The sequence below is a fragment of the uncultured Gordonia sp. genome (genome assembly GCF_937858515.1).
Classification (GTDB): Bacteria; Actinomycetota; Actinomycetes; order Mycobacteriales; family Mycobacteriaceae; genus Gordonia.
This window is the reverse complement of the sequence record NZ_CALLZT010000049.1, coordinates 20,533-36,090: the sequence shown is the minus strand read 5'-3', so window position 1 is coordinate 36,090 and position 15,558 is coordinate 20,533. Positions and strand designations below refer to the sequence as shown.

Sequence of the window (15,558 nt, the reverse complement as noted above, 5' to 3'; positions counted from 1 at the left end):
ATCTGCTGGGTGCCCTCGAAGATGTCGAGGATCTTGGCGTCGCGGGCCCACTTCTCCAGCAGGCTGGTCTCCGAGAAGCCCGCCGTCGCAGCGAGTTCCACCGCTTTGTTGGTGAGATCGTTGACCGAGCGGCCGGCCTTGGCCTTGGACATCGACGCCTCGGTGGAGTTGGGCTGCTTGTTATCGGCCATCCACGCGGCGCGGATGGTCAGCAACCACGAAGCCTCCCAATCGGATTCGAGGCGGATGAACTCACTGACCGCGGCATGCTGGGCAGCTGCGGGCTTGTCGTAGTCGATGGTGTGACCAGCCGCTTCGAGGATGCTGCGGAGCTCTTCGAGAGCGGCGCGGCCGAGGCCGACGGCCATCGCGGCGACCACCGGGCGGGTGTTGTCGAAGGTCTGCATGACCCCGCCGAAACCCTTCTTGGTGTCGATCTCCGGCGAGCCGAGCAGGTTCTCCTTGGGGACGCGGGCGTTCTCGAACCGCAGCACCGCGGTGTCCGACGCCTTGATGCCGAGCTTGTGCTCAAGGCGGGCGACGGTGACGCCCTCGGTGTCCATCGGCACGACGAAGCTCTTGATGGCGGCGCGGCCGACGCTGCGGTCGAGCGTGGCCCATACGACGACGTGGTCGGCGCGCGAACCGGCGGTCACGAAGATCTTCTCGCCGTTGATGACGTAGTCGTCGCCGTCGAGGACGGCGGTGGTGGAGACGGCCGCCGAGTCCGAGCCGAAGCTGGGTTCGGTGATGGCCATCGACGCCCACACGTCGGCGAAGCGCTCGAGCTGCTCCTTGTCGGCGACGGCGGCGATCGCGGCGTTGCCCAGACCGTTGTAAGGGATCGACAGGGTCAGGCCGACGTCGCCCCAGCTGGTCTCGAGCGTGTTGAGCACCGAGATCATGTTGACGCCGTTCTTGGACGGCCCCTCGTCGGGCTTGCCGGCGGTCTCGGCGCGCTTCTTCTTGGATTCCTTGATGAGTTTGCCCAGGTCATCGAGCTCGGTGGGGTTTTCGTGCTCGGCCTTGTCGTACTTACGGGACACGGGCCGGAAGATGTGCTCGCCCACCGCGTGGGACTGCTCCACGGCCGCAGCCAGCTTCGTGGGGAGCTCAAGGTTGATCGACATGGCCGTCATCTTACTGCTGAGTAAGTTACTTGCCAACCCTTCTGGCGTACTTATCCGGCGCTAGCGTTGGGCATGGCCTACGACGAGGATCTCGCCGACCGCATCCGCGACGTGCTGACCGGGGAGACCGGCGTCAGCGAGAAGGCGATGTTCGGCGGTCTCGCCTTTCTGCGCAACGGCAACATGGCAGTTGCCGCCAACCGCGAAGGGCACATCATGGTGCGGGTTCCACGGGAGCAGACCGAGGAGATCCTCGGCTGTGACCACGTGGAACCGATGGTGATGTCGGGCCGGGAGATCAAGGGTTGGGTCCACGTCGACAAGGCCGGCCTGGCCGGAAAGGGGCTCGGAAAGTGGGTCCGGCTGGGCTGGGACCACGCCGGCACTCTGCCACCCAAGTAGCCGCGAACAAGAACCTCCCTCGTGCGGGGACTTACTCCATATCTGCATCGGTCCCCCGCATGAGGGCGGTTTTTGTCGGGTCAGTTCAGGCCTGAGCGTAGGCGGGCGCCTAGTTCGGCGAGGACAGCGGGGCGTTCGCCGATTCCGGGGCGCCAGGGGAGGGTGAGGCGGTCCTTGGTCTTGTCGGCGTAGCGTGGGATGACGTGCAGGTGAAAGTGGAACACCGTCTGCCAGGCGGGGGCCTTGCAGCAGTTGAGCAGATTGACCCCGTCGGCGCCGAGTTCGGACATCGCGGCCTTCGCGACGCGCTGCGCGGACAGGGTGACCGCGGTGAGGTCCTCGGCGTCGATCTCCAGCAGATCCTCGGAGTGGAACTTGGGGATCACCAGCATGTGGCCGTCGGCGGCGGGGTTGATATCCATGAACGTCAGCGTCAGATCGTCCTCGGCCACCTTGGTGCCGGGCACATGCCCGCTGACGATGCCACAGAACACACAATTCTCCATGCCGGTCATCATCGCGCACCGAGCCCGGTCTTACCTGTGTTCAGCGAGGTTGATGTCGGGCAGGGCCCAAAACCAGAGCCCGCATCTACGGGACGATGTTGACCAGGCGGCCGGGGACGATGATGACCTTGCGGGGTTCGCCGTCGAGGAGGGCGGCGATCTTGTCGTCGGCCAGGGCGGCTTCGCGGAGGGTGGTTTCGTCGGCGTCGGCGGGGACCTGAATGCGGCTGCGCACCTTGCCTTTCACCTGGACCGGGATCTCGATGGTGTCCTCGACGAGCAGGGCCGGGTCGGCTTCGGGGAACGGGCCGCGCACCAGCAGGCCGTCGTGGCCGAGGCGGTGCCACAGTTCTTCGGCGATGTGCGGGGCCAGCGGGGCGAGCATCGTCACCAGTTGTTCGACGACGCTGCGCGGGGCTCCGTCGGCGTAGAACTTGGTGAGGTGGCCCGTGAGTTCCATCAGCTTGGCGACGGCGGTGTTGTCTCGCAGCTCCGAGAAGTCTTCGCGCACACCGGCGATCGTCTTGTGCAGCAGCTTGACGGTGTCCTGCGAGGGCTCGGCGTCGGAGACGCGGACCGCGCCGGACTCCTCGTCGACGACCAGACGCCACACCCGCTGCAGGAAACGCTGGGAGCCGATGACGTCCTTGGTGGCCCACGGCCGGGACTGATCGAGCGGGCCCATGAACATCTCGTACACGCGCAGGGTGTCGGCGCCGTAGTCGCGGCAGATGTCGTCGGGGGCAACGGAATTCTTGAGCGACTTGCCCATCTTTCCGTATTCCTGGTTGACCTGCTCACCGTTGTAGAAGAACTTACCGCCGGACTCGGTGACCTCCTCGGCCGGCACGTAGACGCCGCGGGAGTCGGTGTAGGCGAAGGCCTGAATCATGCCCTGGTTGAACAGCTTCCGGTACGGCTCGGCGCTGGTGACGTAGCCCAGGTCGAACAGCACCTTGTGCCAGAACCGCGAATACAGCAGATGCAGCACCGCGTGCTCGACGCCGCCGATGTACAGGTCCAGACCGCCCGGATCGTTGTCGCCATGCAGGGCGGGCCGCGGACCCATCCAGTACGCCTCGTTCTCCTTGGCGCACAACGCTTCTTCGTTGGTGGGGTCAATGTAGCGCAGTTGGTACCAGGAGCTGCCCGCCCACTGCGGCATCACGTTGGTGTCGCGGCGGTACTTTCGTGGGCCGTCGCCCAGATCCAGTTCCACCTCAACCCATTCGCCTGCCTTCGCCAGCGGCGGCGACGGCTCCGAGTCGGCGTCATCGGGATCGAACGAGACCGGTGCGTAATCCTCGACCTCCGGAAGTTCCACCGGCAGCATCGATTCGGGCAGTGCGTGGGCGCGCCCGGCATCGTCGTAGACGATGGGGAACGGCTCGCCCCAATACCGCTGACGCGCGAACAGCCAGTCGCGCAGCTTGTATTGCACTGTGCCGGTGGCGACTCCGTCGGCCTCCAGCTTCTCCACGACCTTCGCCTTGGCCTCGTCGACGCGCAGGCCGTCGAGGAAGCCGGAGTTGATCAGCGGGCCGTCGCCGGTGAACGCCTCGGATTCGACGCCCTGCTCGGAGCCGATGACCTCGATGATCGGCAGGCCGAACGCGGTGGCGAACTCGTAGTCGCGGGTGTCGTGGGCGGGGACCGCCATGATGGCGCCGGTGCCGTAACCCATCAGGACGTAGTCGGCGATGAACACCGGAATCTGCTGACCATCAACAGGATTGGTGGCGTACGAGCCGGTGAAGACGCCGGTCTTCTCCTTGTTCTCCTGCCGTTCCAGGTCCGATTTGGCCGCGATCGACGCCCGGTACGCCTTGATCGCGTCGGCCGGGGTCACCGCGCCACCGGTCCAGCGGGCGTCGGCGTCGGCGGGGTAGGTGTCAGCGGTCAGCGTCGCCACCAGCGGATGTTCGGGTGAGAGCACCATGTAGGTGGCGCCGAACAGGGTGTCGGGGCGGGTGGTGAAAACCTCGATACCGACGTCGACACCCGGGGCCGGGAAGGTGACCCGCGCACCGCGCGAACGGCCGATCCAGTTGCGCTGCATTGTCTTGACCTTGTCCGGCCAGTCCAGCAGATCCAGGTCGTCGAGCAGTCGGTCCGAGTAGGCGGTGATGCGCATCATCCACTGCCGCAACTGCTTACGGAACACCGGGAAGTTGCCGCGGTCGCTGCGGCCGTCGGCGGTGACCTCCTCGTTGGCCAGCACCGTGCCCAGGCCGGGGCACCAGTTGACCAGCGAATCGCTCAGGTACACCAGGCGGTGGTCGTCGATGATGTCGGCGCGCTGCTGCGCGGGCAGGTCGGCCCAGTTGCCGCCGCCGGGAACCTCGCGGGTGCCGTTCTCGAACTCGACAACCAACTCGTCGATGCGGCGCGCCTTCGCAGCGGATTCGTCGTACCAGGCGTTGTAGATCTGCAGGAAGATCCACTGCGTCCACCGGTAGAAGTCGACGTCGGTGGTGGCGACGCGACGGCGCTCGTCGTGGCCCAGACCCAGGCGGCGGATCTGCCCCAGATACCGCTCGATGTTGGCCTCGGTGGTGGTGCGCGGATGCGTACCGGTCTGCACCGCGTACTGCTCGGCGGGCAGGCCGAACGAGTCGAAGCCCATCGTGTGCAGCACGTTGCGGCCGATCATCCGCTGATAGCGGGCGAACACGTCCGAGCTGATGAAGCCCAGCGGATGCCCGACGTGCAGGCCTGCACCCGACGGGTACGGGAACATGTCCTGCACGAACAGCTTGTCGGGGGCGTCGGCCGACGCGCCACCGAACGGGGTCAGGTCACCTGCGAGCGGGCCCACCGGGTTGGGGGCCTCGAAAGCGTGCCGGTCCTGCCACTCCCGCTGCCAGTGCGTCTCGATCCGGCCGGCAAGCTCCGCGGTATAGCGGTGCTCGGGAACGGTCTGGTCGGCAACGGGGGACGACGGGTCTGCAGAAGTCACCCGACCAGCGTAAATCGTGGGCCGTCGCAATCCTCAATCGCGTCCGTCGTCGCCGGTGGCGACTGGCTCGGCAACGACGCAAAGTCGTAGAATGGCTGACCGTGAGTGTCCTGTCGATCGTCGCAGCCGTTCTGGCGTTCGTGTGTGCCGCGGTGTGGGGCACCGTCGGAGTTCTCGGTGTCACCGGCAAACTCCCCGGAAACCGGTGGTTCGGTGTTCGATCCCCCGAGACCGGGAAATCCGAGGCCGCGTTCGTGCTGGCCAACCGGGTCGCCGGGCCCGGCTTCATCGGCGCGGCCGTCATCCTCGTGATGGGCGGCGTTCTCACCCTCGGCGTCGACGGCGGCTGGTCGATCCTGTTCGCGCTCGCCGCGCTCGCCGTAGCCGTCGTCACCGTCGGCGTGGTGAGCGGGCTCGGTATCCGGGCCGCGCAGGCGTTGCCCGACGAGTCCGGCGGCTGTGACTGCTGCTCCGGGGGCGACGACCACGGTGCCGCGTCTGCCTGCAGTGACGACAAAGCCGGATCACCCGCCGATGATTGCGGCCAGTCGAGCTGTGGGTCGTGCGCGTTGCAGGGAATGTGCGAGACGGATTCCGCGGCCGCCCAGCGGCAGTAGGTCCGCTTTCGTTCGTTTCGAGGCGGTGCGGTCATGCGGTCGTCTCACCGGACCCTTCGCGACCCTCGCTCCTTCGTCGCTTCGGCCTCAGGGATCAAGAGGGTGACACCACGCACCCTTCGACACCGGCATCAGCAAGCAAGAGAGTGACACCACACACCCTCCAACACCGGCATCAGCAAGCAAGAGAGTGACACCACGCACCCTTCGACACCGGCATCAGCGACCAAGACGGGGCCACCATCTTGATCCCTGAGGGCTGTCGCGCGAGCTTGCGAGCCGACAGCGTCCCGAAGGGTCCGGTGAGATGCGGTTCCCAACCCAGGTCAGTTGCGCAGGACGTCGATGGGGTGGGTGGCCAGCAGCGGTACCGGCCACGGCTGACGGCGCAGTACCGAGAACCACAGGTCGGCGACCGGCGGGGCGAGGATGTCACCCGGCAGTGCCGACGCGACCAGCCAACTTCCGTCGGCGAGTTCGCCGTCGAGCTGACCGGGACCCCAGCCCGCGTACCCGGCGAAAATACGCACCCCTTCGAGCCGGTCGGCGAGCAGTTCGGGATCGGCATCGAGGTCGATGAGCACGACCCGCCCGTCGACCGGCCGCGCACCGAGCTTCTCGTCGTCGGACATACCGGGTTTGAGGATGCCCAGACAAAGCGCGGCGTCGCGTTTGACCGGGCCACCGACGAACAGCGCGCGCGGCGACGCGGCCAGATCGGTCCACCGCGGCAGCAGATTGTGCACCGCCGCCTGACTCATCTGATTGATGACGACGCCGAGACTGCCCGCGCCGTTGTGCTCCATCATGTAGACCACCGAACGGCGGAACGTGGGCTCGATCAGATCCGTGGACGCGATCAGCAACGATCCCGGCCGTACCCGCGGCGGCAACTGCCTGGCACCCGACCCGGCGTCGGGCGAGGAGTCGGGAGTCGGATCTTGCGCATCGTCACCGCCTGTCACCCGACCATCATCGCACGCGATACCGAGCTCGGGTCGGTACTCTGAGTCAGTGGTCTCTGGTTCGGTAAGCGCCGAAAAACACGGCGCGGCCCGGGTATTTCTGCGTGCGATGCGCCTGCCCGGTCTGCGTCGTCTGCTCGCGGTGCGCCTGGCCGGCCAGCTCACCGACGGAGTGTTCCAGGCGGGGCTTTTCGGGGCCATCCTGTTCAACCCCGAACGTCACGCCGACCCGCTGGCGATCGCCGGCGGGCTCGCCGTGCTGCTGCTGCCGTATTCGGTGATCGGCCCGTTCGCAGGTGCGCTCATCGACCACTGGGACCGCCGCGTGGTGCTGATGGTCGCCAACACGCTGCGGGCACTGCTCATCGGTCTGGTGTCCATCGCCATCGCGTCCGGATCCTCCGACACCGTCGTGCTGATCTCCGCCCTCGCAGTCACCGGCGCCAGCCGATTCGTGTCGTCCGGGATGTCGGCGGGACTTCCCCACGTGGCGCCACGCGAGGTGATCGTGGCCGTCAACGCCATGTTCGTGACGCTGGGTGCGGGAATGCTCGCGGTCGGCGCCGGTATCGCCGCCGGTCTGCGCGCCGTTTTCGGTTCGGACAACACCGGCAGTGCCCTCACCGAACTCGGGGCGGTCGTGCTCGCCCTGCTGGCGGCGGCGATCGCCCGCGGTTTCCATCCGCGTCAACTGGGCCCCGACCACGCCGACGATCCCGGAAGTTCGGTGACCCACGCCGTGCTGGTGGGCCTGTGGCACGGCCTGCGCGAGGTGCTGCACACGCCGTCGGTGGCTGCGGCGCTGTCGGCGATCGGCGCGCACCGGCTGGTGTTCGGGATGAACACACTCGTCCTGATCATCTTCGGCAGACACGTCAGCAAGGGCGACGGCCTCGAGGTGATCGCCGCAGTCGGCGGGGCCACGGCCCTCGGAGCCCTGCTCGCCGCGATCACCACCCCGCTGTCGGTACAGCATCTCGGCAGACGCGCCACCCTGGTGACGGCGCTCAGTGCCGGCGCGGTCGTCGAACTGAGCGTCCTCACCTACTCGCTGCCGGTCATCTATGTCGCGGCCTTCCTGCTGGGGCTGGTCGGGCAGACCGTCAAATTATGCGGCGATGTCGCGATGCAGTGCGACGTCCGCGACTGGGTGCGCGGTCAGGTGTTCTCCGTCCAGGACGCCACCTTCAACGTGGCCTACGTCTGCGCCATCACCGTCGCCGCGATGACTGTTCCCGACGACGGTCACACCGCGGTGCTGCCGGTCATCGGTTCTGTGCTGTACCTGCTGGGTATCGTCGCCGTCCGGGTGCTGCACCCCGCGGCCACGCCCCCGATCCGGTCGCAACTGTCTGCCACCGGCGGGTAACCGCCCTCACCTGTCGAATCCTTGCTCTCCGCGGTGGCGCATGGTGTCTGCGCGACCGTCACCGTCGGAATCGATCAGCACCTGATCGAAGACTCCGTCCCCGTCGGAGTCGAGGTAGAGCCGCCCGCCACCGCCGCGGGTGGCGCGCAGTTCGATGTCGGTTCTGACGCTCCCCGGCTTCGTATCCGCTGACCCGGCGTCTTGCGGCTTGGTGTTTTCGGGCTTGGTGTCAGCATGGGATCGGTCCCTGGCCGCAGACGGGTCGGTCTCCCGAACGTCCCACACGCCCTTGCCCGAGTCGGAGTAGTAGCGTTCGTGCGATCCCGTGTCGGGAGAGTCGGTGTCGGGTAGGCCGATGTCGATGGCGGCCAGGTCGGCGACGCCGTCGCCGTCGGTGTCCCACATCGCGTCGTCGCGGCGGCCGTCGCCGTCGAAGTCGAGCCGCACCGCGTCGGCCACCCCGTCGCCGCTGAGATCGAGGTCGGCGCGGCTCGTCCACGTGGTGGTGCTGCCGTCGCCGGGCCCGAAGATGTAGTCGATATACGAGTCCATGAGGATTGGACGCAGCCGAACCCCTTTTGGTTCCAAATTCACTGAACTTAATTGGCTTCCGGATACTGTTGCGCCGCTGACGCCCCGGCGATCACCACCATCGGCTGAAGTAGGTTTAGGCCCATGTACGTGAGCGAACTCGGGGAGCAGTGGCACCGCGCACGCGTCGAACCCGACATCATCCATCTCGACTCGGCCGCCGCCGGACGATCCTCGGACGCCACGATCAACGCCATCACCGACCATCTGTGGCGGGAATCGCGGGCGGGTTCCTACGTCGCGGCCGCGGCCTGCGCCGAGCAGATGCGTCGCGACCTGCGGGGCCTGTCGTCGCTGATCGGGCACACCCCCGACGAACTCACCTTCCGGGAGAGCGCCCGCGCCTGCCTGCGGGCCCTGCTGACGCACTGGTCACTGCCGGTGGCCTCGACGGTGTGGGTGGCCCGCAACGAGTTCGGCCCCAACCTCGATGAGTTCGAACGCCGGGGCTATGCGGTGCGCCCCCTGCCCGACGGTGACGTCTTCGGCCACGTCGACACCGACGCGCTGGAGAACATGCTGCAGTTCGAGCAGCCCGCGTTCATCCACCTGTGCCACATCGGTTCGATGTCGGGGGCGGTGCAGCCGGCGGTCCGGATCGTCGAGATCGCGCACGCGGCGGGGGTGCCGGTGGTGATCGACATGTCGCAGTCCGTCGGCCACGTCCCCACCGTCACCGGCGCCGACATCGTCTACGGCACCAGCCGCAAATGGCTCACCGGACCCCGCGGCATCGGGTTCATCGCCGTGCGCCGCGACTCCCTGCGCGAGGTCGAGATACCCGATTCCGACGCCTTCATCGCCGGCCGGGTCGGCCTGCACAACGCGGTCCGCGAACTGCTCGCCATCGGTCAGCAACGGGTGTTCCGCGAACTGGCCACGGTCGGCCGCGTCACCCGCGAACGCCTCAACGGCATCGGCAGCTGGGAGATCCTCGAAGCCGTCGACGAACCCTCGGCCCTGGTCACCCTCGCCCCTCCCCCCGGGTGGCAATCCGCCGACGTTCGCGCCGCCGCCGACAAGCTCAGGGCCACAGGTATTCTCGTCACCGCCGCCGACTCCTGGCGTGCCCCCCTGGCCACCGAACAATCGGTCCTGCGCGTCTCCGGACACCTCGACGTCCGCCGCGAGGACCTCGACCTACTCGCGGTCAACCTCCGCACCATGGGCTACTGAACAACATACTGTTGCGCCGCTTCAACGCAACCGACTAGGGCGTGTCTATCCGATCCACGAATCGTTGCGAACCATTTTGCCTGATCATCCGGTGTTCGACCGTGGCCCGCTGCCACTATGTGGACAGATCGGCGAGGGTTTCGGTGACGATGTCGGTGACGGTGCGTCTGGCCTTGTCGGCGTCGGCGGCGACCAGGCCGATGCGGGTGCGGCGGTCGAGGACGTCGTCGACGCAGAGGGCGCCCTCGTGGCGGACGGCGAACTCGATCTCGGCGCGGGTGACGTCGATGCCGGGGGCGACGAGGCCGAACGGGTCGTCGACCTTGGCACGATCGAAGACGGCGGGGGTTTCCGAGCCGTAGCGGGCCACCGCGAAATCGGGCAGCGATGCGGTGGGGGTGAATCCGGAAGCCCCGATCAGTGGGGTGGTCTCGGTGATACACGGCGCGGCGGTCAGTTTGCCGACCGCGATCGCCGCGTCGACCGTCTCCTGGGCCCGGCGCCGGTAGGTGGTGAGGGTGCCACCGACGACGCTGACCATGGTGCCCGACAACCAGATCCGGTGCCGCCGTGTGGGATCGGCGAGATCGCTGCCGCCGGGAAAAGTGCCGAGGATGTCTGCCGGTGTCAACGGCACCCTCAGCGCGGTGTTGACCGCCGACAACAGTACGTCGATGTCCGACGAACTCTTCTGCGACTCAACCGAACCCACGGCCGGGAAATCGCCGCGGGTGAAACCGATGTACGCCCGGCCCAGTTGAGCGGGCAGGATCGACACCAGGTCGGAAACCGAATTACCCAGTGGCACAGATAATCCTGCCGTCGGATTGCCGAGCCGGGCGGCATCGATGACCAAATGGGTGCCGCCGCCCTGCGCGAGTATCGCCTCGTGGTCTATCCCCTCGGCCCAGCGCCCGGCCGCGTTGACCACCGTCCGCGCGTACACGTCGAAACCCTCGCCGGTGAGCGTATCCACAAGTCGCGCACCATAATCGGTCACGTTCTCGGCACGCGTGGAGGTACATACCGACGCCCCGAACGCCGCCGCCGTGCGAGCCAGCGCCACCACGAACCGGGCGTCGTCGACGAGTTGGCCGTCGACCGTGCTCCATGAGCTACGCAACCCCTCCCGGCGCACCTGCGGCAACAACCGGATGGTGTCGAGGGCGCCGATCCGCGCGGGCGGCGGTATCAGCTCGGCGGGCGTACCCGACGCCTTGCGTAGCATCTTTCCCAGCGAGACACCGAGACGTACCCGCAGCGCCCGCTCCTCCGGTCCGTACAGCGGATAGATGTGCCGCAGCGGCGACGTCAGGTGCGGGGCCACCGTCGTCATCAGGATGCGCCGTTCCCTGGCGCATTCCATGATCATCGGAAGATGCCCGCTCGTCAGGTAGCTCAGACCGCTGTGCAGGATCTTGTTGCTCCATCGCGACGTACCGAACGCCAGATCGTTGGCCTCCACCAGCGCCACCCGCAGACCTCGCGCGGCGGCGTCGAGCGCGACCGCGGCGCCGGTGACACCGCCACCGATCACGAGCATGTCCAGCGGCGAATCCCGGTCGGCGAGGGCGGCCAGGTCGGCGCGGCGGCGGGCGGCGTTGAGACTGGTGGTCACGAGCCGAGACTAACCTCTGATCGGCGCCACAAACAGACCCTCAGCATGTGTCGGTGTCCGCGTCGTGCGGCAGCAGAGCGGCTGCCTGCGCCTTGGTCAGCGGCGGGGTGGTGGCGCAGATCCACCGCTTGGCCACCTTGACGTCGACGACCTGCCGGTACAGCGAACCGGAGCTGTCGCCGGAGGTGAGGATCGCCTCGTCTGTGGTCGCCGACGGCGCGAGCTGCCAGGCGGGCACCGGGTCGGCCTGCGGCATGAGCGGCACGACCGCGACCGCCGGCTTCCAGCCCTTGTCGCCGAGTGTGAACGTGCGCAACTGATGCGTGCTGGTGCCCACCACCACACGCGTCGGGGTGATCGACAGCGTCGCCGCGTACAGTTCCGGCAGCCGGGCACGCTCGGTGGCGGTGCCGGCGGACTTGTCGATACGCCAGGCGCTCAAGTCGCGGGAGGCCAGCACGATGGTGCCGTCCCGGGTGAACGTGACCTGCGAGGCCGGGTTCGAATCCTTGATCACCACAACAGGTTCGGTGGGCTGGGTGGGTTTCACGGCGGTCAGGTCGTAGACATAGGTGTTGGCGTCGTCGGAGCTCACGGCGAGCATCGTGCCGGCGGTGTTGAACGCGATACTGCGGATCAGGTCGCCCGGTCCCACCAGATTCCCGGAAATCGCCTGGGGCGCACCGGCATTGCTTACGCTCCACAGCCGGACGGCGGTGTCGTTGATCCCGGCTGCGAGCACATCCGAGCGCGGTGAGAAGGCCACCGCGAAGGTGTATCTGGTCTGCGTGGTGATCGAACCGGCCGCCCGCGGACGGTCCGGGTCGGCGATGTCCCACAACTGCACGAGGCCACCGTTGTTGTTCGCGGTGGCCACCCTCGTCCCGTCCCGGTTCACACTGAGCCGCGGTTTGTCGTTGACCTTGCGCTGCACCGCAACCCGGCCTTTAAGGTCGATGTCGGCGCCGGCGGCGGTCCACACCGACAACATCGCGTCGGTGCCGGTGCTGGCGATCACCTTGCCGTCACCGGAACTGTCGAGGCTGGTGATGGCTCCACCCTGACCGGTGAGCACCCCCGATGGGAAACGCCACACGTCGATCAGTCCGTCGTCGCGGCCGACCACCATCGACGACCCATCGGGGCTGACCGAGCCGGCGAAGGTGCGCAATGTGCCCTCGGCGGGTGCGTTCTCCATCGACCACAGGGTGCTCGGCGAGCGCGGGTCGACGGTGTTCCACACCTGCACGCTGCCGTCGAGGCGCGGCGACATCACGCGCAGCCCGTCGGGGCTGAAGCCGATGGACCACGATCCGCCGGGTGCGTGCGGCAACGCCGGACTCAGCGGCAGCGGCCGCGTCGGGTCCGCGACAGCCCAGATCTGGGCGTTGGAACTGTCGCCGGTGACGGCGAGTTCGCGACCACTCGGACTGAACGCCACCGAGTGGGTGATCGACGGGAAGCCGGTCAGCACCGGGCCCGCCTCGACCGGGGACGCCGGGTCGGCCACATTCCACAGATGCACCACCTGGTCGTCGCCGCCGCTGGCCAGTAGCCGCCCGTCGCCGCGGTACGACAACGTGCGCACCGGACCCGAATGTGCGCGAAGCACATTCGCCGGTCGACCGTCCACGCGCGACCCGACGACCCGGAACAGCGCGATCGTCCCGTCGTCCGACGATGTCGCCAACTGGTCGCCCTTGGGCGAGAACCGGGCCATGTACACCGTCGAGCCGTTACCCGGCTTCAGCGTGGACACCAGTTGGGGCGCACCCACATCGGCGATGTTCCACACCCGCACCAGCCCGTCACCGCTGGCCGCCGCCAGTAGCGGCGCTGTCGGGTGGAACGTCACCGCGGTGACGAAGTTGCCGAAACCCTCCAGCGTCGCAACAGATTTCAGGGGATCCCCGGAGCCTTGGCCCGTCTCCCACACACGTACCGTCCGGTCTCCGCCCGCCGACGCCACCAGCTTCCCCGAACGTGAGTAGGCCAGATCGTAGACCGCCGCGGTGTGCCCGGACACCGACGTGGCCAGCGGACTCGACACCGCCCCGAGTATCCGTTCGACGATGGCACCGTCGCCGGGGTAGCGCTTGTGGCCGGACAACAACATCCGTGCCGCCACTGAGGGATTGGCCGATTGCAGGCTCAGTATGTTGGACATCATCGCCGTGTGTTCGGCGGCATTGCGTTCCTTCTCCAGAGCTGCGGCCTGCCGAAACGAGATTCCCGCCGTGATCATCGACACCACGGCCAGCAGTGCCACCACGCCGATACCGATCGACCGCAGCCGCCTGGTGTGTGCGCGGGCGGCGATGGCGTCGTCGAGGAACCGGTCGTTGTCCGCCGACAGCAGATTCCGGTAGTTCTTGTTCACCTCGTCGCGCTGCAGGAGAGAAAGTTCCAGCCGCGCACCGGTGTACAGAAACGACTTGTGCCGGTCGGCGTCCACCCAGGCATCGGTGTCGACGTCAAGCTGCTGATGCCACACCAGCGAGTCTTTGCCGGCAATGATCCAGCCGCGTAGCCGAGGCCACGCCGTCAGCACGACGTCGTGGATCAGCATGATGACCTCGTCGGACACCGTGACCAGCCGCGCCTGGGCGAAGATGTCGACGATCTCGGAGACGTCCTCGCCGAACCGGGTCCCGACCGTCGCCAGATCGAGGGGGGCACGCAGCGCGGCGCCGTCGGCCCGCACATGCACCAGCGCCATCAGTAAGGTCCGGGCCAGGTCCCGATCCTCCGGACCGATCGACGACCACGCGTCCTCGGCGGTGTCGGCGACGGCCCGGGCTATACCGCCCGCCGCCCGGTACCCGGAGATCGTCATCCGGTTGCCGGTGCGCCGCGACCAGGTCACCGCGAGTACATGCGCGAGCAGCGGCAGCCGGCCCGCCCGGTCACCGGCATCGGCCGCGGCGTGCAGGTCATTGATGAGGACATCGGCCAGGCCCGACTCGATACGCCCGCCGGCCAGCTTCACGGGGGCGGTGATCGCCATCCGCAGCCGCGCGTCGGACATCTCGGTGACGATCACGCAGTACCGCTGCCAGGCGCGGGCCAGCGTCGGGAACTCGACGCAGTTACCGAAGAAATCAGCACGCACACCGATGACGACGACGCCGGTGTCGGTGGCGTACCGCTCCAAGGCTCCGACGATGCCGCGGACGTCCTCGTCGGGTCTCGTGAACACACTCTCGAACTGGTCGATGACGAGGATGTTGTCGAGTACGCCGCCGGTGGGTCCGGGGCTCGGGTCCGTCGCCTTCGCGTCGTCGGAGTCAGGGTCGGTCTCGGTCTCGTTCGGGGTGGTGGCGTAGAGAACGGAGGCCGCGCCGTCCCGGGCGGTGATCCGCATACCGTCGTCGTCGATGGTCGCCGTACTCGGCGACGGAATACCCTCGGCCCGGGCCAGGCCCGCACCGAGCAACGACGACTTGCCCGAGCCGGACACCCCGGCGACGACGACCACGCGCGGCCCCTCGTCGTCGGCGGCCGCCGTCCGGATCGTCGCGGCGAGTTCGGCGATGAGGTCGTCACGGCCGAAGTACACCTCGGCGTCGGCCTCGGTCAGCGAGGACAGGCCCGCGAACGGCCGCAGATCCGGCGACGTCTTCACCGACGCCGCATCGTCGGCGTCGTCGGCGGGCGTCCACAGTTGCTTCCAGTCGGGAATCGACAACACGCCGGTCTCGCCGGCGCGGAGGGCGCGGGTGGTCAGCCACACCAGCAACGGTTCGACGGTCGAGAATTCGCGCGGCAGGTGCCTGCCGTTGCGCCAGTCACTGATGCGCTGCGGCGAAATCGATATCCCCGCCGCCGAGCATCCCGACGACGCCGCACGCAACGTCGGATTACCGGCACGGACGAACAGCCGGGCAAGTGCCTCACCGAACGCCGCCTCCCGACGACCCACTCCCTTACCTGCCACCAGGCCAGCGTAGTGATGCACCCTGACGGCGCGCGCACCCGACGCCGGTGACAATGGTCATTTCCGACGGTTCCCGGTCCGGTCCGGAATTTACAAAATGTCCTCTACCTGCTGATTTGACGGCATTTCGGGACGAACTCTTGGTCGGCGAACGGTCTGCTGGTGAACTTATTCCAAGCAACGAACGACCGCCGGGACCGCGCAGCACGCGGTGTTGCGGGGGCATCGAAGTCGGGGGTGCGTGACCGGCGGTCGTTCGTTGCTGAATCCTGTTCCAGGAGATGTCAA

The 15,558-nt window shown here is 67.6% G+C and carries 11 protein-coding genes; 4 read left to right on the top strand and 7 right to left on the bottom strand.

Features of this window, described 5'->3' with window-relative positions; translation table 11 throughout:
* Window positions 1-1,130: acyl-CoA dehydrogenase family protein (locus Q0627_RS03740; RefSeq protein WP_298807759.1), on the bottom strand; the 1,130-nt coding region annotated here is incomplete at its 3' end.
* Window positions 1,131-1,202: 72 nt separating this feature from the next.
* On the opposite strand from Q0627_RS03740, the gene Q0627_RS03735 reads away from it, so the two are divergent.
* A complete protein-coding gene (locus Q0627_RS03735) occupies window positions 1,203-1,532 on the top strand; it encodes a TfoX/Sxy family protein (RefSeq protein ID WP_291013706.1) in 330 nt (109 codons plus the stop codon).
* A gap of 80 nt (window positions 1,533-1,612) precedes the next feature.
* Here Q0627_RS03735 and Q0627_RS03730 read toward each other — a convergent pair whose 3' ends face one another.
* On the bottom strand, window positions 1,613-2,038 hold the full coding sequence (locus Q0627_RS03730; protein WP_291013708.1) for an HIT family protein: 426 nt from the start codon (window positions 2,036-2,038) through the stop codon (window positions 1,613-1,615).
* A gap of 85 nt (window positions 2,039-2,123) precedes the next feature.
* Window positions 2,124-4,997 carry a leucine--tRNA ligase gene (leuS, locus tag Q0627_RS03725; RefSeq protein WP_291013710.1) on the bottom strand — a complete coding sequence of 958 codons (2,874 nt, stop codon included), beginning with the start codon at window positions 4,995-4,997 and terminating at the stop codon, window positions 2,124-2,126.
* 101 nt (window positions 4,998-5,098) lie between these two features.
* Here leuS and Q0627_RS03720 point away from each other — a divergent pair, with 101 nt between their 5' ends.
* Window positions 5,099-5,614, top strand: a complete 516-nt coding sequence (locus Q0627_RS03720) for an SdpI family protein (protein ID WP_291013712.1) — start codon at window positions 5,099-5,101, stop codon at window positions 5,612-5,614.
* Between the two features lie 326 nt (window positions 5,615-5,940).
* On the opposite strand, the gene Q0627_RS03715 is transcribed toward Q0627_RS03720, so the two are convergent.
* Entirely contained in the window at window positions 5,941-6,579 is a 639-nt protein-coding gene (locus Q0627_RS03715) for a YqgE/AlgH family protein (protein ID WP_291013714.1), read from the bottom strand.
* A 109-nt stretch (window positions 6,580-6,688) separates the two neighbouring features.
* On the opposite strand from Q0627_RS03715, the gene Q0627_RS03710 reads away from it, so the two are divergent.
* Complete coding sequence (locus Q0627_RS03710; protein ID WP_291013732.1) at window positions 6,689-7,948, top strand: MFS transporter; 1,260 nt, start codon at window positions 6,689-6,691, stop codon at window positions 7,946-7,948.
* A 6-nt stretch (window positions 7,949-7,954) separates the two neighbouring features.
* On the opposite strand, the gene Q0627_RS03705 is transcribed toward Q0627_RS03710, so the two are convergent.
* A complete protein-coding gene (locus Q0627_RS03705) occupies window positions 7,955-8,500 on the bottom strand; it encodes a hypothetical protein (RefSeq protein ID WP_291013716.1) in 546 nt (181 codons plus the stop codon).
* A 123-nt stretch (window positions 8,501-8,623) separates the two neighbouring features.
* Between Q0627_RS03705 and Q0627_RS03700 the strand changes: the two genes are divergently transcribed.
* Window positions 8,624-9,715: an aminotransferase class V-fold PLP-dependent enzyme gene (locus tag Q0627_RS03700; RefSeq protein ID WP_291013718.1), complete on the top strand. Its 1,092-nt coding sequence runs from the start codon at window positions 8,624-8,626 to the stop codon at window positions 9,713-9,715.
* A 115-nt stretch (window positions 9,716-9,830) separates the two neighbouring features.
* Here the strand turns inward: Q0627_RS03700 and Q0627_RS03695 are convergent, their stop codons facing one another.
* The gene (locus Q0627_RS03695; RefSeq protein ID WP_291013720.1) at window positions 9,831-11,333 is read right to left on the bottom strand and encodes a glycerol-3-phosphate dehydrogenase/oxidase; all 1,503 of its coding nucleotides are present in this window, start codon (window positions 11,331-11,333) and stop codon (window positions 9,831-9,833) included.
* A 40-nt stretch (window positions 11,334-11,373) separates the two neighbouring features.
* Window positions 11,374-15,270, bottom strand: a complete 3,897-nt coding sequence (locus Q0627_RS03690) for a WD40 repeat domain-containing protein (protein ID WP_298807756.1) — start codon at window positions 15,268-15,270, stop codon at window positions 11,374-11,376.
* Window positions 15,271-15,558: the final 288 nt, after the last annotated feature.

Excerpts from the sequence above, each read along its gene's own strand:
- Q0627_RS03735 (WP_291013706.1), top strand. The coding sequence starts at position 1,203 with ATGGCCTACGACGAGGATCTCGCCGACCGCATCCGCGACGTGCTGACC.
- Q0627_RS03730 (WP_291013708.1), bottom strand. The coding sequence starts at position 2,038 with ATGGAGAATTGTGTGTTCTGTGGCATCGTCAGCGGGCATGTGCCCGGC.
- Q0627_RS03710 (WP_291013732.1), top strand. The coding sequence starts at position 6,689 with ATGCGCCTGCCCGGTCTGCGTCGTCTGCTCGCGGTGCGCCTGGCCGGC.
- Q0627_RS03705 (WP_291013716.1), bottom strand. The coding sequence starts at position 8,500 with ATGGACTCGTATATCGACTACATCTTCGGGCCCGGCGACGGCAGCACC.
- Q0627_RS03700 (WP_291013718.1), top strand. The coding sequence starts at position 8,624 with ATGTACGTGAGCGAACTCGGGGAGCAGTGGCACCGCGCACGCGTCGAA.